Origin of the sequence: Pseudomonas sp. B21-012 (assembly GCF_024749305.1) — a bacterium.
In the GTDB taxonomy this organism is placed as follows: domain Bacteria; phylum Pseudomonadota; class Gammaproteobacteria; order Pseudomonadales; family Pseudomonadaceae; genus Aquipseudomonas.
The window spans coordinates 4,835,609-4,857,580 of sequence record NZ_CP087197.1; the positions used below are offsets into that span (position 1 = coordinate 4,835,609).

21 protein-coding genes are annotated in these 21,972 nt (G+C 62.6%); 8 read left to right on the top strand and 13 right to left on the bottom strand.

The window, feature by feature from the left end:
• The first annotated feature begins 3 nt into the window (after positions 1–3).
• The 4 genes from LOY37_RS22040 (at position 4) to LOY37_RS22055 (ending at position 6,503) form a co-directional block, all read left to right on the top strand.
• Positions 4–1,068, top strand: a complete 1,065-nt coding sequence (locus LOY37_RS22040) for an imelysin family protein (protein ID WP_258715726.1) — start codon at positions 4–6, stop codon at positions 1,066–1,068.
• Between the two features lie 2 nt (positions 1,069–1,070).
• The gene (locus tag LOY37_RS22045) at positions 1,071–2,168 is read left to right on the top strand and encodes a DUF1513 domain-containing protein (RefSeq protein WP_045197394.1); all 1,098 of its coding nucleotides are present in this window, start codon (positions 1,071–1,073) and stop codon (positions 2,166–2,168) included.
• A 125-nt stretch (positions 2,169–2,293) separates the two neighbouring features.
• Positions 2,294–3,442 carry an efflux RND transporter periplasmic adaptor subunit gene (locus LOY37_RS22050; protein ID WP_045197392.1) on the top strand — a complete coding sequence of 383 codons (1,149 nt, stop codon included), beginning with the start codon at positions 2,294–2,296 and terminating at the stop codon, positions 3,440–3,442.
• A gap of 13 nt (positions 3,443–3,455) precedes the next feature.
• Positions 3,456–6,503: a multidrug efflux RND transporter permease subunit gene (locus LOY37_RS22055; protein WP_093379860.1), complete on the top strand. Its 3,048-nt coding sequence runs from the start codon at positions 3,456–3,458 to the stop codon at positions 6,501–6,503.
• A 54-nt stretch (positions 6,504–6,557) separates the two neighbouring features.
• On the opposite strand, the gene LOY37_RS22060 is transcribed toward LOY37_RS22055, so the two are convergent.
• From LOY37_RS22060 to colR, 5 genes are all read right to left on the bottom strand, one after another.
• Positions 6,558–6,785 (bottom strand): hypothetical protein, encoded by a 228-nt coding sequence (locus tag LOY37_RS22060; protein ID WP_258715727.1) that lies wholly within the window; start codon positions 6,783–6,785, stop codon positions 6,558–6,560.
• Positions 6,785–7,495 carry a lipopolysaccharide kinase InaA family protein gene (locus tag LOY37_RS22065; protein WP_045197386.1) on the bottom strand — a complete coding sequence of 237 codons (711 nt, stop codon included), beginning with the start codon at positions 7,493–7,495 and terminating at the stop codon, positions 6,785–6,787. The genes LOY37_RS22060 and LOY37_RS22065 overlap by 1 nt, the downstream gene beginning before the upstream one ends.
• Positions 7,496–7,502: 7 nt before the next feature.
• Complete coding sequence (locus LOY37_RS22070) at positions 7,503–8,183, bottom strand: class I SAM-dependent methyltransferase (RefSeq protein ID WP_045197385.1); 681 nt, start codon at positions 8,181–8,183, stop codon at positions 7,503–7,505.
• Between the two features lie 137 nt (positions 8,184–8,320).
• Positions 8,321–9,616: a HAMP domain-containing sensor histidine kinase gene (locus LOY37_RS22075; protein ID WP_045197383.1), complete on the bottom strand. Its 1,296-nt coding sequence runs from the start codon at positions 9,614–9,616 to the stop codon at positions 8,321–8,323.
• Positions 9,606–10,289: a two-component system response regulator ColR gene (gene colR / locus LOY37_RS22080; protein ID WP_045197381.1), complete on the bottom strand. Its 684-nt coding sequence runs from the start codon at positions 10,287–10,289 to the stop codon at positions 9,606–9,608. The genes LOY37_RS22075 and colR overlap by 11 nt, the downstream gene beginning before the upstream one ends.
• A gap of 188 nt (positions 10,290–10,477) precedes the next feature.
• On the opposite strand from colR, the gene LOY37_RS22085 reads away from it, so the two are divergent.
• Positions 10,478–11,206 carry a phosphatase PAP2 family protein gene (locus tag LOY37_RS22085; protein WP_258715728.1) on the top strand — a complete coding sequence of 243 codons (729 nt, stop codon included), beginning with the start codon at positions 10,478–10,480 and terminating at the stop codon, positions 11,204–11,206.
• A 62-nt stretch (positions 11,207–11,268) separates the two neighbouring features.
• Here the strand turns inward: LOY37_RS22085 and groL are convergent, their stop codons facing one another.
• The 5 genes from groL to LOY37_RS22110 all read right to left on the bottom strand — a co-directional run bounded on the left by groL (position 11,269) and on the right by LOY37_RS22110 (position 15,932).
• A complete protein-coding gene (gene groL / locus LOY37_RS22090) occupies positions 11,269–12,921 on the bottom strand; it encodes a chaperonin GroEL (protein ID WP_258715729.1) in 1,653 nt (550 codons plus the stop codon).
• 47 nt (positions 12,922–12,968) lie between these two features.
• Positions 12,969–13,262 carry a co-chaperone GroES gene (locus LOY37_RS22095; protein WP_003260750.1) on the bottom strand — a complete coding sequence of 98 codons (294 nt, stop codon included), beginning with the start codon at positions 13,260–13,262 and terminating at the stop codon, positions 12,969–12,971.
• Positions 13,263–13,519: 257 nt separating this feature from the next.
• Positions 13,520–14,020 (bottom strand): FxsA family protein, encoded by a 501-nt coding sequence (locus LOY37_RS22100; protein WP_045197374.1) that lies wholly within the window; start codon positions 14,018–14,020, stop codon positions 13,520–13,522.
• Between the two features lie 64 nt (positions 14,021–14,084).
• A complete protein-coding gene (locus LOY37_RS22105) occupies positions 14,085–14,816 on the bottom strand; it encodes a HugZ family protein (RefSeq protein ID WP_123566440.1) in 732 nt (243 codons plus the stop codon).
• A 108-nt stretch (positions 14,817–14,924) separates the two neighbouring features.
• Positions 14,925–15,932 (bottom strand): DUF481 domain-containing protein, encoded by a 1,008-nt coding sequence (locus LOY37_RS22110; RefSeq protein ID WP_045197889.1) that lies wholly within the window; start codon positions 15,930–15,932, stop codon positions 14,925–14,927.
• Positions 15,933–16,084: 152 nt separating this feature from the next.
• On the opposite strand from LOY37_RS22110, the gene LOY37_RS22115 reads away from it, so the two are divergent.
• Together LOY37_RS22115 and LOY37_RS22120 are read left to right on the top strand one after the other, a co-directional pair.
• Positions 16,085–16,438 (top strand): MGMT family protein, encoded by a 354-nt coding sequence (locus LOY37_RS22115; protein ID WP_045197370.1) that lies wholly within the window; start codon positions 16,085–16,087, stop codon positions 16,436–16,438.
• Positions 16,439–16,481: 43 nt separating this feature from the next.
• Positions 16,482–18,023 carry an AmpG family muropeptide MFS transporter gene (locus LOY37_RS22120; protein WP_045197368.1) on the top strand — a complete coding sequence of 514 codons (1,542 nt, stop codon included), beginning with the start codon at positions 16,482–16,484 and terminating at the stop codon, positions 18,021–18,023.
• 24 nt (positions 18,024–18,047) lie between these two features.
• Here LOY37_RS22120 and LOY37_RS22125 read toward each other — a convergent pair whose 3' ends face one another.
• The 3 genes from LOY37_RS22125 to LOY37_RS22135 form a co-directional block, all read right to left on the bottom strand.
• Entirely contained in the window at positions 18,048–19,298 is a 1,251-nt protein-coding gene (locus LOY37_RS22125; protein WP_045197366.1) for an MFS transporter, read from the bottom strand.
• A 166-nt stretch (positions 19,299–19,464) separates the two neighbouring features.
• A complete protein-coding gene (locus LOY37_RS22130) occupies positions 19,465–20,307 on the bottom strand; it encodes a mechanosensitive ion channel family protein (protein WP_045197365.1) in 843 nt (280 codons plus the stop codon).
• A 116-nt stretch (positions 20,308–20,423) separates the two neighbouring features.
• Entirely contained in the window at positions 20,424–20,909 is a 486-nt protein-coding gene (locus tag LOY37_RS22135; RefSeq protein ID WP_045197363.1) for a YajQ family cyclic di-GMP-binding protein, read from the bottom strand.
• 113 nt (positions 20,910–21,022) lie between these two features.
• Here LOY37_RS22135 and LOY37_RS22140 point away from each other — a divergent pair, with 113 nt between their 5' ends.
• Positions 21,023–21,940 (top strand): putative 2-dehydropantoate 2-reductase, encoded by a 918-nt coding sequence (locus tag LOY37_RS22140; protein WP_258715730.1) that lies wholly within the window; start codon positions 21,023–21,025, stop codon positions 21,938–21,940.
• Positions 21,941–21,972: the final 32 nt, after the last annotated feature.

Genomic DNA, 21,972 nt, shown 5'->3' on the forward strand with positions numbered 1-21,972 from the left:
GGCATGTTCCGTCCCAAACTGTTGTTCACCAGCCTTGCCGCCCTCGCCCTCGGCGCCTGCTCGCCGCAAGACCCGCAAGCGGTGACTTCGGCGGCGATCGCCAAACAGGTGATCCTGCCGACCTACAGCCGCTGGGTCGAAGCCGACCGCCAACTGGCCGTCAGCGCCCTGGCCTTCTGTGAAGGCAAGGCGGACCTGGCCACTGCCCGCGCCGATTTTCTCCATGCGCAAAAAGCCTGGGCCGAGTTACAGCCCCTGTTGATCGGCCCGCTGGCCGAAGGCAACCGTGCCTGGCAGGTGCAGTTCTGGCCCGACAAGAAGAACCTGGTCGGCCGTCAGGTCGAGCAACTGGTCAACGGTGACAAGCCACTCGACGCCGAAACCCTGGGCAAATCCAGTGTCGTCGTGCGCGGCCTGTCGGCCTACGAGTACATCCTCTTCGACAGCAAGCCGGATGCCGCCAACGCCGAACAGAAAGCCCGCTACTGCCCACTGCTGGTGGCCATCGGCGAGCACCAGAAGGCCCTGGCCGAGGAAATCCTCAAAGGCTGGAACAGCACCGACGGCATGCTCGCGCAGATGACCAAGTTCCCCAACCAGCGCTACGCCGATTCCCACGAGGCCATCGCCGACCTGCTGCGGGCCCAGGTTACCGCCCTGGATACCCTGAAGAAGAAACTCGGCGCGCCCATGGGCCGCCTGAGCAAGGGTATCCCGCAGCCGCTGCAGGCTGAGGCCTGGCGCAGCCACTCCTCGCTGAAAAGCCTGGAAGCCAGCCTCAATGCTGCCCAGACCGTCTGGGTCGGGGTCGACAACAAAGGCCTGCGCGGCCTGCTGGGCAAAGACCAGCAAGCCTTGGCGGACAAGATCGACGCCGCCTACGCCAACGCCTCCAAGCTGCTGGCCGGCAACCAGAAAACCCTCGGCGAGTTGCTCGACGACGAAGCCGGCCGCCAGCAGCTGAACACCCTTTACGACAGCCTCAACGCCGTCCACCGCCTGCACGAAGGCGAACTGGCCAAGGCGCTGGGCATCCAGCTGGGATTCAACGCCAACGACGGTGACTGATCATGTTGCGACGCCAGGCTCTCAAACTCGGTAGCGTTGTGCTCAGCGCCCTCACCCTCGGCGGCTGGACCCTGTTTCGCAACAAGGCCGGCACGCCGCTGCTGCTCTCGGCGCGTGACGATGGCGACGGCAAGCACTACGCCGTCGGCTACCGCCTGGACGGCACCCAGGTGTTCGCCACCGAGGTGGGCCAGCGTTGCCATGACATCATCAACCATCCCGAACAGCCAATTGCCCTGTTCGTCGCCCGCCGCCCCGGCACCGAGAGCTACCTGATCGACCTGCGCGATGGCCGCTTGCTGCAGACCATCACCTCGCAGCCGAACCGGCATTTCTACGGCCATGCGGTGATCCACAAGAGCGGCGAATGGCTCTACGCCACCGAGAACGACACCACCGACCCTGGCCGTGGCGTACTCGGTGTCTACCGTTTCGACGGCGAGCGCCTGAGCCATGCTGGCGAAATCTCGACCCACGGCATCGGCCCGCACCAGGTGTCGTGGATGCCCGACGGCGAAACCCTGGTGGTGGCCAACGGCGGCATCCGCACCGAGGCCGAAAGCCGGGTGGAGATGAACCTCGATGCCATGCAGCCGAGCCTGGTGCTGATGCAGCGCGACGGCACGCTGCTGAGCAAAGAAGTGCTCAGCCAGCAGATGAACAGCGTGCGCCATTTGGCGATTGCCGCCGACGGCACCATCGTCGCCGGCCAGCAGTTCATGGGCGCCAGCCACGAGACTGCCGAGCTGCTGGCGATCAAGCGCCCGGGCCAGGCCTTTGAAGCCTTCCCGGTGCCCGAGCAGCAATTGCAGTCCATGGCCCACTACACCGCCAGCGTCGCCATTCACAACGAGCTGCGCCTGGTGGCCCTGACCGCGCCACGGGCCAACCGGCTGTTTATCTGGGACCTGGACAGCGCCCAGGTACGCCTTGATGCACCGATGCCCGATTGCGCCGGTGTCGGCGCGGTGGCCGACGGTTTTGTCGTGACCTCAGGCCAAGGCCGTTGCCGCCTGTACGATTGCCGCAAGCCCGAACTGATCGGCCAACCCCTGCAATTGCCGTCCGGGCTCTGGGACAACCACCTGCACCTGGCCTGAAAATAGCCGGGAACACAGGCTTCCCAGGCCCGGTCAACAGAGTAATATTCGGCTACATCGCACGTGGGCAGGATCGCCCGTCGTCGTGCCAAGCGAACAACAATTCGTCTCCAAGGAACTGGACTATGCTGCGCCGCCGCATGCTGATCATGTTGGGTGTTGTCTTGCTGCTCGTGCTGATCCTGGGGGGCTACAAGGCCTTTGCCATCTATCAGCAGATCCAGATGTTCTCGGCCCCCAAGCCGCCGATCAGCGTGGCGGCGACCGAGGCGAGCGAACGTGCCTGGCAGAACCGCCTGCCGGCCGTGGGCAGCCTCAAGGCGCTGCAAGGGGTCGACCTGAGCCTGGAGATCGCCGGCACGGTCAAGGCCTTGCAGTTCGAGTCCGGGCAGAAAGTCAGCAAGGGCCAGTTGTTATTGCAACTGGACAGCGATGTCGAAACCGCGCTGCTGGGGACCGCCCTCGCCGACCTGGGCCTGGCCCAGGTCGACTACAACCGCGGCAGCCAGCTGGTCGGCAGCCAGGCGATTTCCAAGGGTGAGTTCGATCGCTTGAGCGCCCAGTTCAAGCGCAACAAGGCAGTGGTCGATCAACTCAAGGCGGCGCTGGCAAAAAAGAGCATCAATGCGCCCTTCAGCGGCACCATCGGCATCCGCCAGGTGGACGTTGGCGACTACCTGGCCAGCGGCACGGTGATCGCCACCTTGCAAGACCTGAGCAGCCTCTACGTCGATTTCTTCGTCCCCGAACAGTCGATTCCCAAGCTGAGCATTGGCCAGCAAGTGCTGGTCAGCGTCGCCGCCTACCCGCAAGAGCACTTCCCCGGCAGCATCAGCGCGATCAACCCCAAGGTCGAGGACAGCACCCGCAACGTGCAGGTCCGCGCCACCCTGGCCAACCCCGACGGCAAGCTGCTGCCCGGCATGTTCACCAGCCTGCAGGTTTTGCTGCCCGACCCGCAGCCACAGGTGGTGGTGCCGGAAAGCGCGGTGACCTACACCCTGTATGGCAACTCGGTGTATGTCGCCACGGCGAAAAAGCCTGAAGACGGCAAAGTGCCAGACAACGCCGACGCCCAGCCAACCCTGATTGCCGAACGCCGCTTCGTCGAGACCGGCGAGCGCCGCGATGGCCTGGTGATCATCAGCAAGGGGCTCAAGGCCGGCGAAACGGTGGTTACTGCCGGCCAGTTGAAACTCACCCAGGGCGCGCCGATCAGCATCAGCCCGGACAAAGCCCTGCAAGCCCCCGACAGCCCGCCGCGCAGCAACTGATCAAGGAACCGTCATGGCCTTTACCGATCCGTTCATCCGCCGCCCGGTGCTGGCCAGCGTGGTCAGCCTGCTGATCGTGCTGCTGGGCTTCCAGGCCTGGAGCAAGTTGCCGATCCGCCAATACCCGCAAATGGAAAACGCCCTGATCACGGTGACCACCGCCTACCCCGGGGCCAACGCCGAAACCATCCAGGGCTACATCACCCAGCCGCTGCAGCAAAGCCTGGCCAGCGCCGAAGGCATCGACTACATGACCTCGGTGAGCCGGCAGAACTTCTCGGTGATTTCGATCTATGCGCGCATCGGCTCGGACAGCGACCGGCTGTTCACCGAGTTGCTGGCCAAGGCCAACGAGGTCAAGAACAAGCTGCCCCAGGACGCCGAAGACCCGGTGCTGAGCAAGGAGGCCGCCGACGCCTCGGCGCTGATGTACGTAAGCTTCTACAGCAGCGAGTTGAGCAACCCGCAGATCACCGATTACCTGTCGCGGGTCATCCAGCCCAAGCTTGCGACCCTGCCGGGCATGGCCGAAGCCGAGATCCTCGGCAACCAGCTGTTCGCCATGCGCCTGTGGATCGACCCGGTAAAGCTTGCCGGCTACGGCCTGAGCGCCAACGACGTGACCCAGGCGGTGCGCGGCTACAACTTCCTTTCGGCGGCCGGCGAGCTCAAGGGCGAGTACATCGTCACCAGTATCAACGCCACCACCGAGCTCAAGAGCGCCGAAGCCTTCGCCAATATCCCGCTCAAGACCAGTGGCGACAGCCGGGTGCTGCTCGGCGACGTGGCGCGGGTTGAAATGGGCGCCGAGAACTACGACACCGTGAGCTCCTTCGACGGCACGCCGTCGGTGTACATCGGCATCAAGGCCACCCCCGGGGCCAACCCGCTGGAAGTGATCAAGGAGGTGCGCAAGCTCATGCCCGAGCTTGAAAGCCAGCTACCGCCGAACCTGAAATCCTCGATCGCCTACGACGCCACGCTGTTCATCCAGGCCTCGATCGACGAAGTGGTCAAGACCCTGGTCGAAGCGGTGCTGATCGTCATCGTCGTGGTCTTCCTGTTCCTCGGCGCCTTGCGCTCGGTGCTGATCCCGGTCATTACCATCCCGCTGTCGATGATCGGCGTGCTGTTTTTCATGCAGTTGATGGGCTATTCGCTGAACTTGCTCACCTTGTTGGCCATGGTCCTGGCCATCGGCCTGGTAGTCGATGACGCTATCGTCGTGGTGGAAAACATCCACCGTCATATCGAAGAAGGTAAATCGCCCTACGACGCGGCCCTGGAAGGCGCTCGCGAAATTGCCATGCCGGTGGTGTCGATGACCATCACCCTGGCGGCGGTGTACGCCCCTATCGGCTTTCTGCAGGGGCTCACCGGCGCGCTGTTCAAGGAGTTCGCCCTGACCCTGGCCGGCGCCGTGGTGATTTCCGGGATCGTCGCCCTGACCCTGTCGCCGATGATGTGCGCCCTGCTGTTGCGGCACGAGCAGAACCCCAGCGGCCTGGCCCACCGTCTGGATGTACTCTTCGAACGGCTCAAACTGCGCTACCAGAAAACCCTCCATGGCACCCTCAACACCCGGCCGGTGGTGCTGGTGTTCGCGCTGATCGTGCTGTGCCTGATTCCGGTGTTTCTGATGTTCACCAAGAACGAGCTGGCGCCCGATGAAGACCAGGGCATCATCTTCATGATGGCCACCGCCCCGCAGCCAACCAACCTCGATTACCTGAACAGCTACACCGACGAGTTCATCAAGATCTTCAAGGACTTCCCCGAGTACTATTCGTCGTTTCAGATCAACGGCTTCAACGGCGTGCAATCGGGCATCGGCGGCTTTTTGCTCAAGCCGTGGAACGAACGCGAGCGCACCCAGATGCAGCTGCTGCCATTGGTACAGGCCAAGCTCGAAGGCATCAGCGGCCTGCAGATCTTCGGCTTCAACCTGCCCTCGCTACCGGGCACCGGTGAAGGCTTGCCGTTCGCCTTCGTGATCAACACCGCCAACGACTACGCCTCGTTGCTGGAGGTGGCCGAACGGGTCAAGGCGCGTGCCCAGGCGTCGGGCAAGTTCGCCTTCCTCGACATCGACCTGGCCTTCGACAAGCCCGAGGTGGTGGTCGATATCGACCGCGCCAAGGCGGCGCAGATGGGCGTGTCCATGGACGCCCTGGGCGGCACCCTGGCGACCCTGCTGGGCGAGGCCGAGATCAACCGCTTCACTATCGACGGGCGCAGCTACAAGGTCATTGCCCAGGTCGAGCGGCCCTACCGCGACAATCCCGACTGGCTGAACAACTACTACGTGAAGAACCAGCAGGGGCAGATGCTGGCGCTGTCGACCCTGATCAGCATCAGCGACCGCGCCCGCCCGCGTCAGCTCAACCAGTTCCAGCAACTGAACTCGGCGATCATCCAGGGCTTCCCGATGGTCAGCATGGGCGAGGCGCTGGATACCGTGCGCACGATTGCCCGTGAGGAAGCGCCGGAGGGCTACGGCTTTGACTATGGCGGCGCGGCGCGTCAGTTCGTTCAGGAAGGCAGCGCCCTGTGGGTAACCTTCGGCCTGGCGCTGGCGATCATCTTCCTGGTACTGGCGGCGCAATTCGAAAGCTTGCGCGACCCGCTGGTGATCCTGGTGACTGTGCCGCTGTCGATCTGCGGGGCGTTGATTCCCCTGTTCCTGGGGATCTCGAGCATGAACATCTATACCCAGGTGGGCCTGGTGACCCTGATCGGGCTGATCAGCAAGCACGGCATCCTGATCGTCGAGTTCGCCAACCAGTTGCGCCAGCAAAAAGGCCTGAGCGCCCGCGAAGCGGTGGAAGAAGCCGCAGCCATCCGCCTGCGCCCGGTGCTGATGACCACTGCGGCGATGGTATTTGGCATGGTGCCGCTGATCCTTGCCACCGGCGCCGGCGCGGTCAGCCGCTTCGACATCGGCACGGTGATCGCCACCGGCATGTCGGTGGGCACCTTGTTCACCCTGTTCGTGCTGCCGTGCATCTATACCCTGCTGGCCAAGGCCGATGCGCCGCAAGCCGCCACGCAAACGGTATGAAATGCAAAAGGCCTCGTCGATGACGAGGCCTTTGCCTGAACGCCTTGCAAGGTTTCAGCCGCTGGCGCGTACGCCCTGGCTCAACCCGAACAGCAACAACAGCAGATCGTGATCGGGTTTGGCATCGACCTGGGGCTTGACCACCCGGGGCAACAGACATTGCGCACCGGCGTCGACCTTGCTGACTATTTGCGGGCGTGGCTCTTCCCACGCGGCCACGGCGACAGTTGCCACGCCCAGCGCCATCAGCAGGAACACACCTCGAGCTATTTCTAGTTTCATTACTCTAAACCTTTGACAGCGCTGCCAAACGCCATCTGGTAAAAATAGAGCAGTTTTTGCCACTCTGCGTCAGTGAAAGACGAATGGCGGCGCAATTGTTTAAGGTCATTGGCGGCAGCGCGCTGGCAACTGATGCGCCGGCGGCATTTTTCCAGGTCCAGCAACGCCACCTCGGCCCTGGCTTCGGCGCCCTCGCCGACGACCTTGACGAACACGTGCTTGCCATACAGGCAACCATGCTGCCAGTGACCACGGTGCATACGCACCAGGTTCTGCGCCAGGTCCAGCAGGACCCGCTCGTGCAATGCCGGGTGATAGCGCTCACGGGCGCCGGCAGCGAACCAGCTGTCGATGTCCTCGAAACCTTCCAGCGCCTCGCTGACCAGCAACGCGCGCCACTGGTGCTCGGCATCGCGCTCGACGCCGCAATAGACGATATGCGGCACCCGCACGCCAAGCTGCTCGAAACTGTTCAGGGCCTCGTACTCACGGAGCACGGTGGGCCGGCCGAAGGGGTGCAAAAGGCTGCGGTAGATATGGCCGATCTGACGCTTGGCATAGAACGTATGGCCCGTGTCGTCGCTCAGGCGTTGTACACCACTCTCGCCGCCGCGACGCTGATTGGGCTCCTCGACCCATTCACCCTGCTGCTGCCAGAAATGATCGAACTGATCCTTGTTCGTCGTTGCTGCTGTGCGCTCAAACCCCATGCCCCGCTCACCCCTTACGCAATAGATAGACTCGCCACATGGCATAGAACGGCAAGAAGTCCAATCGTTCCTGAATGCGGAACCCTGCGGCTTCGAATTCTTCTTCAACCGTAGCAGCTGGTAACACAAAACGATTCTGGTAACTGCCCTGCCCGCTTTCGGCGTAACGCCGTTGCTCGAGCTTTTTGCGCCGCCAGGCTTTGAAGTTGCCATCCACCCACAGCGAAACGATCACGCTGTCGCGGGTAACTCGTTGAAATTCCGAGAGTAATGTCTTGCGATGGGCGGCTTCACCGATGTGATGCATCAGCCGCATGCAAAAAATACTGTCGACCGAGTTATCCGGTAAATCGATGGCGAAGGCAGATGTCTGCAAGGTACGTACCCGTTCCACCACATGGGCCGGCTGCGAGGCGCGTGCAGTTTCGAGCATGGCTTCGGAGTTGTCGGCGCCGATGATCACCCGGTTGGGTTTTTCTGCCAGCAACGGCCAGAAACGCCCGGCGCCGCACGGCAGGTCGAGGACCAGCCCGGGCTCGCCAGCCAGCGCCAGGGCGCGACGGGCCAGTTGCTCGTCACGCTGGTGGGACATCCGCCGCGCCAGGCCATCCTGGTGCTTGAGGAAGTATTCCTGGGCGTGCTGCTGGTCGTACTTTTCCGAAAACTCGAGTTTGATAGGGCTACGCATTGTGCATCTCCTGACTCCAATGCACTCACCTTAGGCAGGCAAGCGTTGGCGTCAGGTCATGCTGGTGTGAAAAATTTGTTAGTTTTCACGGTAAAGGTTTCAACAAATTACAAACTTTCACACCGGCCAATGCCCTGTTACCCCTCGAGCGGCCGCTCGGGTGCCAGGCTCAGGTCGACATGGAAGCGGCAGCCATGGGGCACCATAGCGCTAAGGCTGACCGACCAGCCCTGATCGTCACAGATCCGCTGCACCAGCGACAAACCCAGGCCCAGGCCTTCGCCACGCCGTTCGTCGCCGCGCACGAACGGCCGGAACATGGCTTCGCGCTGCTCTTCGGGAATCCCCACGCCACTGTCCTCGACCAGAAACCCGGCAGGCTCCAGGGTCAGGCGGATAAAGCCTTGGTCGGTGTAGTGCGCGGCGTTGCGCAGCAGGTTGCCCATCACCGCCTGCAGAAAGGTGGCGTTGTACAAGGTCGAGGTTGCGGCCTTGGGGTCGTACAGCAAGGTCAGGCCTTTCTGCTCGATGGTGTCGCGCCAGACGCCAATCAGGTCATCGGCGACTTCCTTCATGGTTGCCTGCGAGGCCACTGCGCCTTCGTCGCGCTGGGCACGGGCAAGCATCAGGAAGGTTTTCACCAGTTCCTGCATCTCTTCAGTGGCGCGGGCGATACGTTCGACCTGGGAGCGCGCCCGGGGCTCCATGTTGGGGTTGACCAGCAATAGCTCGCAGGAGCTGGCCAGCACCATCAGCGGCGTACGCAGCTCGTGGCTGACGTCGCTGGTAAACAGGCGTTCACGGGTCAGGGCATCGCGCAGACGCCCAAGGGTGTCGTCGAAGGCCACCGCCAGCTGGCCGACTTCATCCGCGGCGTAATCTGGTGCCAAAGGTGGTGCCAGGCCGAGCAACTGGTCGCGGTGACGAACCTGGCGCGCCAGGCGGATCACCGGCGCCATAACCCGGCGGGCCAGGACCCAGCCGAGGAACACTGCCAGCGCCAGGCTCAACACGAAGCCGACCACCACGACGGCGAACAGCACCCGCTCGCGTTCTTCGAAATCGCTCTGGTCCTGGAGCAGGACATAGCGCCGGCCATCAACGATTTCGACCATCGCGTGGTAGGACAAGTCTTCGCGAAACACTTCGTGAAAGCCTCGTTCGAGATGGCGCAAATCCTTGGGCAGTTCGAATTCGTCGCGCCCGCCGCTGAAATAGAACAGTTGGTCCGGCCGTGGCCGGTGGCTCCAGTCGCCGACGCTGTCCATGCGCAGCAAGCGCTGCAGATCGCCGCCCAGTACCGCGGAAATCAGCCGCTCTTCGACCAGGTGCACGGTAGCAACAATGCCAAAGGCAAACGCCCCGGCCACCAGTGCGCTCATCAGGGCAAAAGCAATGATGATGCGCTGGGCAAGGCTCTGTCTAAACTCCATCACGGCCCTCGGCCAGACGATAGCCGACGCCGTGGACGGTATGCAGCAGGGGCTTTTCGAAGGGTTTGTCGATCACCTGGCGCAACTGGTGAACATGGCTGCGCAGGCTGTCGCTGTCCGGGCAGTCATCGCCCCACAGCGCCTCTTCGAGCACTTCGCGGCGCAGTACGTGCGGGCTCTTCTGCATCAGCACAGCCAGCAGCTTGAGGCCCACCGGGTTGAGTTTGAGCAGCTTGCCTTCGCGGGTCACCTCGAGGGTGTCCAGGTCGTAGATCAGGTCGCTGATCTGCAAGGTCCGGCGACCGCCGCCCTGGGCCCGGCGCAGTACTGCCTCGATGCGCGCGGCCAGCTCCGACAGCGCGAACGGCTTGAGCAGGTAATCGTCAGCGCCAGAACGAAAACCCTGCAAGCGGTCATCGAGCTGGTCACGGGCGGTGAGCATGATCACCGGGGTATCACGCCGGGCATCTTCACGCAGACGCTTGCACAGGGTGTAGCCGTCGATGCCGGGCAGCATGATGTCGAGCACGATCAGGTCGTAATGCTCGGTAGCGGCCAGGTGCAGGCCGGACAGGCCATCCTGGGCACAGTCCACCGTGTAGCCCTTCAGGCCCAGGTAGTCGGCCAGGTTGGCCAGGATATCGCGGTTGTCTTCAACCAGTAGAATTCGCATTGGGGTGTCTCCGGTCCGACGCTTTTGCCTGCTTGGCAGGCGCAGCTTAAGGCCATCAGCGGCGCCAGGCTAGGTCGGCGCGACTTTATTGCAGGTTAACGTTTTTTTCACCGAGCCTTCACGGACAGGTGATGGCGGCTGCCCGAGAATTGCCGGTCGGACTCCCCTTTGACCTGCCTGGACTTGCCATGTCACTACCCGCCTACTCCCGTCCGCTGAATTTCTGGATTGCCCTGGGCATTCCCGCCATTACCGCAATCATATTGATCCTGCTGGAGCTGACCTCGCTGGACATGGACCTGGCCAAGCTGGCGTTCGATCCGGTAGCCGGGCAGTTCATCGGCCGGCACAGCTATTTTCTCGAAGATATCCTGCACGACCGGGCCAAACAGGCGGTAATTGCCCTCGGTTTGCTGGCGATTGTGGCCTTCGCCGCGAGTTTCTTCTGGTCGCGGCTGTTCAGCTGGCGGCGGGAACTGGGTTGCCTGGTGCTGGCCATGGGTTTGTCGACCAGCTTTGTCACCCCGGTCAAGGCAGTAACTGCGGTGCAGTGCCCGTGGAGCCTGAGCGAGTTTGGTGGCAAGGAAACCTACAGCGAGCTGCTCAGCCCGCGCCCGGCTACCGACAAGCCCGGACGCTGCTGGCCAGGCGGCCATGCGGCAACCGGCTTTACCCTGTTTGCACTGTTTTTTGTTTTGCGTGATCGGCGCCCGCGCCTGGCCAGGGCCGCGCTGGTATTCGCCTTTGGCCTGGGTACGCTGTTTTCGGTGGGGCGCATGCTGCAGGGCGCGCACTTCTTTTCGCACAACGTATGGACGGCAGTGTTTTGCTGGCTGATCAGCCTTGGCTGTTACTACTGGGTGCTGTATCGCCGGCCGGTTGAGGTCAAGCAGGACGCGCTGGTTGCTGCAAAGTAAAAAGGCAGGCATAAAAAAGCCCCGCACAAGGCGGGGCTTTTTATCGAGCGGGTAAGGCTGGCTTACATCATGCCGCCCATGCCACCCATACCACCCATGCCGCCCATGTCCGGCATGCCGCCGCCAGCGCCAGCTTCAACTGGAGCGTCAGCAATCATGGCTTCGGTAGTGATCATCAGACCACCGATCGAAGCTGCAGCTTGCAGGGCCGAACGGGTAACCTTGGCAGGATCGAGGATACCCATTTCGATCATGTCGCCGTACTCGCCGGTCGCAGCGTTGTAACCGAAGTTGCCAGAACCTTGCTTGACCTTGTCGACAACCACGCTTGGCTCGTCGCCGGCGTTGGCAACGATCTGGCGCAGCGGCGCTTCAACAGCGCGACGCAGCAGCTGGATACCAACGTTCTGCTCTTCGTTGTCGCCTTTCAGGCCTTCGATGGCTTGCAGAGCGCGAACCAGGGCAACACCACCGCCAGGCACCACGCCTTCTTCGACGGCTGCACGGGTAGCGTGCAGGGCGTCTTCAACGCGGGCTTTCTTCTCTTTCATTTCGACTTCGGTGCCAGCACCAACCTTGATCACGGCAACACCGCCAGCCAGCTTGGCCAGACGCTCTTGCAGTTTTTCACGGTCGTAGTCCGAGGAAGTCTCGGCAACCTGAGCGCGGATCTGGGTGATGCGCGCTTCGATATCGCCTTGAACACCAGCGCCGTCGACGATGATGGTGTTTTCCTTGGACAGGGTCACACGCTTGGCGTTACCCAGGTGCTCCAGGGTAGCGGATTCCAGGCTCAGGCCGATTTCTTCGGAGATCACGGTACCGCCGGTCAGGACGGCGATGTCCTGCAGCATGGCCTTGCGGCGGTCGCCGAAGCCAGGGGCCTTGACCGCAGCAACCTTGACGATGCCGCGCATGTTGTTGACCACCAGGGTGGCCAGCGCTTCGCCTTCGACGTCTTCAGCCACGATCAGCAGCGGACGGCCGGCCTTGGCAACGGCTTCCAGAACTGGCAGCAGTTCGCGGATGTTGGAGATTTTCTTGTCAACCAGCAGCAGCAGCGGGCCATCCAGCTCGGCGACCATGGTGTCTGGCTTGTTGACGAAGTAAGGGGACAGGTAGCCGCGGTCGAACTGCATGCCTTCTACGACCGACAGTTCGTTTTCCAGGCCCGAGCCTTCTTCGACGGTAATCACGCCTTCTTTACCGACTTTTTCCATGGCTTCGGCGATGATGTCACCGATGGAGTTGTCGGAGTTGGCCGAGATGGTGCCGACCTGAGCGATGGCCTTGGAGTCGGCGCATGGCTTGGACAGGGACTTCAGCTCTTTGACGATGGCGATGGTGGCTTTGTCGATACCCCGCTTGAGGTCCATCGGGTTCATGCCGGCAGCAACGGCTTTCAGGCCTTCGCTGACGATGGCCTGAGCCAGAACGGTAGCGGTGGTGGTGCCGTCACCAGCTTCGTCGTTGGCCTTGGAGGCAACGTCTTTCAGCAGCTGGGCGCCCATGTTTTCAAAGGCGTCTTTGAGCTCGATTTCTTTGGCAACCGACACACCGTCTTTGGTGATGGTTGGAGCGCCGAAGCTCTTGGCCAGAACAACGTTACGGCCTTTCGGGCCCAGGGTGGCTTTTACAGCGTCAGCCAGAACGTTGACACCAACGAGCATTTTCTTACGGGCGGAGTCGCCGAATTTTACGTCTTTAGCAGCCATGATCGTTTAATCCTTGAATACTTTGGAGTAACGGGAAACCAGCGGAATCAGCCTTCGATGACAGCGAGAATTTCGTTCTCAGCCATCACCAGCAGGTCTTCGCCGTCAACTTTCACAGTGTTGCTGCCCGAGTAAGGGCCGAAAACCACCTTGTCACCCACTTTCACGGCCAGCGCACGCACTTCACCGTTGTCCAGGATGCGACCGGTACCTACAGCGACGACTTCGCCACGGTTAGGTTTTTCAGCGGCCGAACCTGGCAGAACGATACCGCCAGCGGTTTTCGATTCTTCTTCGCTGCGACGGATAACGACGCGGTCATGCAGAGGACGAAGCTTCATTGTCGATCTCTCCTAATTGTGGTTTTCATCGGCCGGTATCGACACCGGCGGGTTGATGCTTGCGGCGTAGCCGCTCGTAGCCCGCGGGGCGGACCACACATGTAATGTCTGGTGCAAATCACCAGAAACCTTGCGGTGACCCATACATGAGGTCGCCAAGAGCAATTACAAGGCTTGGCTGTGAAAATTTTTAGCGATCGGCGCTGCACAAAGCAAAACGGCCCCGATAGGGGCCGTTGGCAAAGCACAGGTAACCTTTACAAGTCCCGTGGATTGCGCAGGTTAGGCTGAGCAGGATCTTCACGGCCGACCACTTCACCTTCGATCACCGTTGGCTGGTGGCCACCGGGCTGGCCCGGCCGCGCCATGAACGGATCATCGCCAAAGGCGCGCTGGCGCATGGCCTGGGCCTCGGCGCGCTCGCGCATCTTGCGCCCGAGCAAGCGACGGGTGAACGGCAGCAGGCAGACCAGGCCGATCACGTCACTGATGAAGCCGGGTAACAGCAGCAGGCCGCCACCGAGCGCCAGCATCAGGCCGTGGAACATGTCCTCGGCCGGCAGCTCGCCGCGCTGCAGGCTCTCGCGGGCACGCAGGGCGGTGGCCAGGCCCGCCACCCGCACCACCAGCACGCCCAGGGCGGAGCCAGCGATGATCAGCAGCAGCGCGGGAAAGAAGCCGATCGCGGTGCTGACCTTGAAAAACACATACAGCTCCAGCACCGGAAAAATCAGAAACAGCAATAGAAAAGCACGCATCAACGGTTCCTCTGCGCAAGATGTCCTTGCAGTAGACCTTTAATGGATGCGATCCCTCGCCATTTCAAGCCTCGGCGGCTTGCCGTTGAGGCCATTGATCGGCGCGGGCCAGAAAAACCAGGGCTTCGCGCACTTGTATCGGCGTATTGCAAGGCGCTGCGAACGGCAACCAGTGCAGGGCCTGGCCAATGCGCAGGTGCATGCCCTCGCTGTCGATGCCGACCATCTGCGCCGCCGCGCCCTGGGGCAGGCCGCTGAGCTGGACGTAGTGCTCGATGGCGTTGGCGTGATCGCTGTTCATGTGCTCGATCATGCTCTGTTCGGCCTTGCCGGCAAAGGGGTTGGCCAGGTTCAGGTGATCGATCCAGTGGATTGCGCCGAAGCCGCCGATGTAGCGATGGCGCACCGGTTTGAGCACCCAGAAGTCGAAATCGTGGGCTTTATGGTAGTTGGCCGATTCGGGGAAGTAACGGTAATAGCGCTCGGCAGCGGCTTCGACCGCCTCGGCCTCGACCAGCTGTTGCGCCTCGGCCAGCACGGTCAGGCGGCCCACCGCCTGGACGTCCTCGGCGTCGCGCTCGCCCACCAGCAACGAGCACTTGGGGTCTTTTTGCAGGTTGTGGGTGTGCTGGGCAATGCGGCTGATCAGGATCAGCGGATTGCCGTCGGCATCCAGGCAATAGGGCACCACCGATCCGAACGGAAAGCCCGGCATCGATTTGGAATGGGTCGACAGCACCCCGCGGTACTCTTTGAGCAGCAGCTCCCGTGCCTGTGTTGCGGCTTTAGCGCTCACTGTATGACTCCCCGCTCGATAATCGTCGTAATGCCGAGCGTGCATGCGCGCACGCCCAGGCTAGTTAACCGACAAAATAATCATTATCGCTCGGTGTTGCCAGCGTGCTTACCAGGCCACACCGAAACCTGCGGTATAGCGGGTCTTGTCCAGGTCGCTGTCGCGGGTGCCGCTGATGATGTCTTTCTCGGCCTTGAGGTTGAGCGAGGCCCACTCGGTAACCTTGTAGCGCAGGCCGACCTCGGCATCCAGGGCGTACTCGGCGACGCCGCCCAGCGGTTTGCCGACTTCGCCGTTGGTGAAGAACTCGACGCGCTTGCCAATCAGGTAGCGGTTGTAGTCCCACTTCATGGCCAGCGAGTAGAAGTTGTCCTTGCCGCCGTCGGCGTATTCATAGTCGGTACGGTTGACCAGCGAACCGAGCGAGAACGCGCCCAGTTCGTCATCCCAGAACTGGTAGCCCGGGCCGGTACCCACGGTGCGCTGGCGGGCGAGGTCTTCGATATGGTCACGCTTGTATTCCAGACGGCCCTGCCAGAACCACTTCTCGGTGATGAAGCGGTCCAGCGCGTATTCGGCGCTCCAGTTATTGGTGGTGGTGACCTCGTCCTTGCTTTCGCGGTTGTATTCGCCTTCGGCCTGATGGCGCCAGCGGCCGTGACGGGCGGTGGTCTTGAAGTCGATGTCGTAGTCGTCGCTGTCGGTTTCGGCGCGCTTATAGTCCATGGCCAGGTCGACATTGCCCTTCCACGACAGGTCCTCGACCACAGGCTTTGGCTTCATGATCTGCTGGATGCTGGCCAGTTCGACAGTCTTGGGGGCCTCGCCGTTGGCCAGAACGACCTTGCCGTCTTCGGCAGCCTGCAGCGACTTGGCTTTTTCGCCGCTGTAGGCGTCTTGCTTGACCAGCAACTCCTGGTCGCTTTCCAGGGTCTGCACCTGCTTCCAGTCCAGGGCGATGGAGCCGCCATAAGGCGTTTCGAGCAACAGTTTGCCGCCATCGAAAACCTTGATCTTGCCGCTCAGCTTGTCACCGTTTTTCATCCACACGGTGTCGGCAAGGGCGGGGGAACAGGCAGCAGCGAGGGCAACGCACAACAAGGCTCTAGGAAACATAAGCGGCAACGGACTCGGGTTCGCGAAAAAAGTCGGGCATTATCCAGATACCCGCCATCAGAGCAAGGACTGACCTGCCCCATGTCGATGAGTTCAATTCTTATTTGCTCGAACAAACCTGCGCGTGCAGCGCGCAATAAGCGAATCCCGCGATGAACGGGATTCCCGGCGATCCGACCGAAAGCGCCGAAGCCCGACGAATGGCACTCTACCTGGTGCTTGGCCAGGTGCCCGCGGGCAAGGTGATCAGCTACGGCGAACTGGCGCAACTGGCAGGTTTAGGCCGCGCGGCGCGCTGGGTCGGGCGTACCCTCAGCCAGTTGCCCAGCGATACCCAGTTGCCCTGGCACCGGGTGCTGGGCGCCGGCGGACGCCTGAGCCTGGCCCTGGGCACCCCTTCAGGCGATGAACAGCGGGCCCGGCTGCGCGCAGAAGGCATCACCTTGCACAATAATCGTGTGGATATGTTGCGCCATGGCTGGCGCCCGATGGAGCACAGCGGTTAGAGTGCGCGCTTTGTTTTCGTAAACTTGAGGCAGATGTTGGCCCATGCCCCGTAAAACCTGGCGCGCTGCGCTCGCTGCCTATGCCAGCCCGTCGACACTGGTGCTGTTGTTGCTCGGCTTTGCCGCCGGTCTGCCTTACATGCTGGTGTTTTCGACCCTGTCGGTATGGCTGCGCGAGGCCGGCGTGGCCCGTGAAACCATCGGCTATGCCAGCCTGATCGGCCTGGCCTATGCCTTCAAATGGGTGTGGTCGCCGCTGCTCGACCAATGGCGCCTGCCGTTGCTCGGCAAACTCGGGCGCCGCCGCTCCTGGCTGGTGCTGTCGCAAATCCTGGTGGTTATCGGCCTGATCGGAATGGGCTTTTGCGACCCGCAAAAGCACCTGTCCTGGCTGATTGCCCTGGCGGTGCTGGTGGCCTTTGCCTCGGCCACCCAGGACATTGCTGTCGACGCCTACCGCCTGGAAATCGCCGATGACCAGCGCCAGGCCGCGCTGGCCGCCAGCTACATGGCCGGCTACCGGGTTGCCGCGCTGCTGGCTACCGCCGGTGCCTTGTTTTTCGCCGAAGGCTTCGGCTCAACCGGCTTCAGCTACCTGCACAAGGCCTGGACCGGCACCTACGTGCTGTTCGGCGTGATGATGCTGCCGGCGCTGATCACCACCCTGCTGATGCGCGAACCGCCGGTGCCACTGCGCACCCAGCTGTCGGCGGCGCGCTACGGCCTGGCCCACCAGCTGGTGTCGGTGTTCGTGCTGATCATCCTGCTGGTATCGGTACCGGCTACCTTCACCCAGCTGTACAACACCGATTTCGCCAGCGTGCTGTTCGAAGGCGTGAGCCTGCTCGACTTGCTGCTCGAAGACCGCGCCTTCCTGCGCGCAATCCTCTATATCACCCTCACCGCCCTGTGCCTGTCGTCCATGGGCCGCCGCGGCCTGGCACCGGTGCTGACGCCGGTCAACGACTTCATCACCCGCTATCGCTGGCAGGCCCTGCTGCTGCTCGGGTTGATCGCCACCTACCGGATGTCCGACACGGTGATGGGCGTGATGGCCAACGTGTTCTATATCGACCAGGGCTTCACCAAGGACCAGATCGCCAGCGTCAGCAAGATCTTCGGCCTGATCATGACCCTGGTGGGTGCCGGTTTCGGCGGCCTGCTGATTGTGCGCTTCGGCATCTTGCCGATCCTGTTCATCGGCGGCGTGGCGTCGGCGGCGACCAACATCCTGTTCCTGATGCTCGCCGACATGGGCGCCAACCTGCAGATGCTGATCGTCACCATCTCGCTGGACAACTTCAGCTCGGGCCTGGCCACCTCGGCGTTTGTCGCCTACCTGTCGAGCCTGACCAACCTGAAGTTCTCGGCGACCCAGTACGCCCTGCTCAGCTCGATCATGCTGCTGTTGCCGCGGCTGATCGGCGGCTATTCAGGGGTCATGGTCGAGAAGTTCGGCTACCACGACTTCTTCCTGATCACCGCCCTGCTTGGCGTGCCGACCCTGATCCTGATCGCCCTGCAATGGCGCCAGGAGCGCGGCAAGCCAGAGCCGGTCGAGCACCAGGTTGCAGAACGCCCCTGAACCGCGCTGAGGCTATCGCCGGGATTACTCCGGGATAGCCTCTGGCAGGTTGCTGGAAGCGCTCAGAACGACCCTCAGCGGCCATAGCGCAAGAATCCCCGCAGCGCCCGCCGCCAGGGCGAAGTGCACCAGGCTGGCACCCGCGCCGAGCATCGCCAGCAACGCCCCGCCAAGGCCCAGCAGGGCAATGGTGATCATCCCCAGCATCGCCGACACCAGGCCCTTGCTCTGCTCGCTGGAAAACAGCGTCATGCGGTACAGCACCGCGTTGGCGATGCCCAGGCCCAGGGCGTACACCGACAGGCCGGCCACCAGGCTCAGCACCGAAGGCAGCAGCCAGGTGCCGAGCATCATGCCCAGCAAACCGATCAGGAACGGCCACAGCGCCCGCCGTACCAGGGTAGTCAGCGCGTAGCGGTCGGCGATGCGGTTGATGATCAGGTTGCCGAGGATCAACCCGCCGAACACTGGCAATTGCCACAGGGCGTAATCCAGGGTGCTCAGGCCCTCGTCATGGATCAGCAGCACCGGCGACAGGCCGATCCAGCCGATCAGCGGCAGGCCGACCAGACCCAGGGCAGCGCTGCCGGCGACAAAGCGGCGGTTGCTCAGCAGTTGCCCGTAGCCTGCCAGCAACGGCAGCAGGTGGATCGGCTGGAACGCCAGGCGTGAGCCGTCGCGGCGCTCGACGCCAAGGGTTTCCGGCATGAACCGGTACAGGGCAAACCAGGCCAGCACCGCCGCCGCGCCGAACAGCACGAACAGCCAGCGCCAGGACACCCACTCCAGCAACAGGGTGCCGACCAATGGCCCGAGCAGCGGCGAGAGCAAGGCAATATTGGCCAGCAAGGCCATCATCCGCACCGCGTCGGCCTCGCTGAACGCCTCGTTGAGCGCCGGGTAGCTGACGGTCACGACAAAGCCCAGGCCGATGCCCTGCAGCAGGCGCAGCAGGTTGAACAACTCGATGCCCTGCACCCAGAAGGTAGCGATGCAGGCCAGGCAGAAGAACGCGCAGCCACCCAGCAGCAGCGGTCGCCGCCCGTAACGGTCGGCCAGCGGGCCGATCAGCCATTGCAGGACAACGCCGCCAAGCAGGTAGAGGTTCAGAGCGTGGGGAATGAATTCGGGGCTGGCGTTCAGGTCACCGACCACCACCGGCATCGCCGGCATTACCACGTCACTGGCGAGGTAAGTGAGCAGTTCGAACAGCGCCAGGGTCATGGCGAAACAAAACGCCCGCAACGGCGTGATGTTGATCAGGGGGGTAAGCATGATAAGACCGGGCAAACAGAAGTAAGCGAGCCTATATGCCAGAAAGCACCGGGCGCAGGTAGCGCGAAGACGTGAACAAGTGTAATGACTGCTGAAAGCATCGCGGGGCAAGCCCGCTCCTGCAGCATTGTGCAGGAGCGGGCTTGCCCCGCGATGGCCTCGGTCGTTACTGCACCGCCGCTTCCTGCACCACGCGGATCACCCGCTGCGGAAAGGGAATGTCGATGCCTTCGGCCTTGAGGCGGTCACGGGCATGCTCGTTGAGCATGAACAGCACGTCCCAGTAGTCGGCGGTGTTGACCCAGATGCGCAGCGATACCGTGATCGAGCTGTCGCCCAGGGTCGAAATCACTGCCTGTGGCGCCGGGTCCTGGTGCACCCGCGGGTCCTGGGCCAGTTCCAGCAGCACGTTGCGGGCCTTTTGCAGGTCGGCGTCGTAGTCCACGCCCACATCGAACACCACCTTGCGCGTCGGCTGGCGGTTGGTGTTGGTGATGATGCCGTTGGACAGGCTGCCATTAGGCAGGATCACGGTCTTGTTGTCGCCGGTGCGCAGCACAGTGTGGAAGATCTGGATGCTGTCGACGGTACCCGCAACCCCCTGGGCTTCGATCCAGTCACCGATGCGGAACGGGCGGAACAGCAAAATCAATACGCCACCGGCGAAGTTGGCCAGGCTGCCCTGCAGCGCCAGGCCGATAGCCAGGCCTGCGGCACCGATGGCGGCGACGAAGGAGGTGGTTTCGATGCCGATCATCGAGGCCACGCTGACAATCAGCAGGATCTTCAGGATGATGTTGGCCAGGCTGCTGATGAAGCCTTGCAGGGCCTGGTCGGCATTGCGCAGGGCCAGCAGTTTGCCCAGGCGGAAAGTGACTTTGTTGATCAGCCACCAGCCGATGGCCAGGGTCAGCAGCGCCAGCAACAGGCGGCTGCCGTATTCCATGATCAGCGGAAGCCAGGTTTGCGAAGCCTTGACCAGCTGGTCGACCTCAGCGTTGAAATCCATCGTATGTTCTCCTGATGCCGAGCGGCAAAGAGCTGAAAAAGACCTGCCGCAAACGTTTCAGCGGCACCTCGGCCCTCGGACGCCAAAAAGGCGCCAAGGTTCCGGGCGCCGTGATTTCAGTCGCGGAAATTGTTGAACTGCAGGGGCATGCCGAACTCTTTGGCGCGCAGGGCGGCGATCGCTTCTTGCAGGTCGTCGCGCTTCTTGCCGGTGACGCGCACCTGCTCGCCCTGGATGGCGGCCTGGACCTTGAGCTTGGCGTCCTTGATGTGGGCGACGATCTTCTTCGCCAGTTCTTTATCGATACCCTCTTTGAGCACCGCTTCCTGCTTCATGACCTTGCCCGAAGCGAAGGCGTCCTTCACTTCCAGGCACTGCACGTCGATCTTGCGCTTGACCAGGGCCAGCTTGAGGATCTCGATCATCGCTTCGAGCTGGAACTCGGCCTCGGCGGTCAGGTTGACGGTCAGTTCCTTTTCCTTGAACTCGAAGCTGCCCTTGCCCTTGAGGTCATAGCGACGGTCCAGGTCCTTGACCGCGTTTTCCACGGCGTTGGTGACTTCGTGCTTGTCCAGTTCCGATACCACGTCGAACGACGGCATACCTTTTCTCCAAAAAATAAAGGCACCCTCGCGGCTCTGCTGAAAGAGCGCGATGGAGCGCGCAGGGTTTGACGGTTAAAATACCGGATCATTATAACGGTTGCGAAACGCTGATGAGCAGCACCTGGCATATTCTCGGCGCCGGCAGTCTGGGCAGCCTCTGGGCCTGCCGGCTGGCCCGCGCCGGCAAACCGGTCCGGCTGATCCTGCGCGACAAGGCGCGGCTGCAGGCCTATGAAGCCGCAGGCGGCCTGACCCTGGTTGAACAGGGCAAGGCGCAGTTACAGGCGATCCCCGCACAACTGGCCGACGACCACACGCCGATCCACCGCTTGCTGGTGGCCTGCAAGGCCTACGACGCCGAACAGGCGGTGGCGCAACTGGCGCCGCGCCTGGCTAAAGATGCCGAGCTGATCCTGCTGCAGAACGGCCTGGGCAGCCAGGAAGCGGTGGCCAACCGCGTACCCCACGCCCGCTGCGTGTCCGCCTCGAGCACCGAAGGCGCGTTCCGCGAGCAGGACTGGCAGGTGAATTTCGCCGGGCACGGCTTCAACTGGCTAGGCGATCCGGCCAACCCCGGCGCCCCGGACTGGCTCGATGACCTGGACGACGCCGGCATTCCCCACCAGTGGACCCCGGACATCCTCACCCGCCTGTGGCGCAAACTGGCGCTCAATTGTGCGATCAACCCGCTGACCGTGCTGCATGACTGTCGCAATGGCGGCCTGCAGGCGCATCAGTGCGAAGTCGCGACCCTGTGCGCCGAACTTGCCGAGCTGCTGCAATACTGCGGCCAGCCGCAAGCGGCCGAGGGCCTGGTCGATGAAGTGGAACGGGTGATCCATGCCACGGCGGCCAACTACTCTTCCATGTACCAGGATGTTCGCCACGGCCGGCGCACCGAAATCCACTACCTGCTCGGCCATGCCTGCCGCACCGCCAGCCGCCACGGCCGGCAGCTGCCGCACCTGGAACGGCTGTACCGGCGCCTGGTCGAACACCTGAACACGCGCGGATTGCCCAGCGACTGAGCACGGCGCTACCCTGCCCCTTCACCTACAGA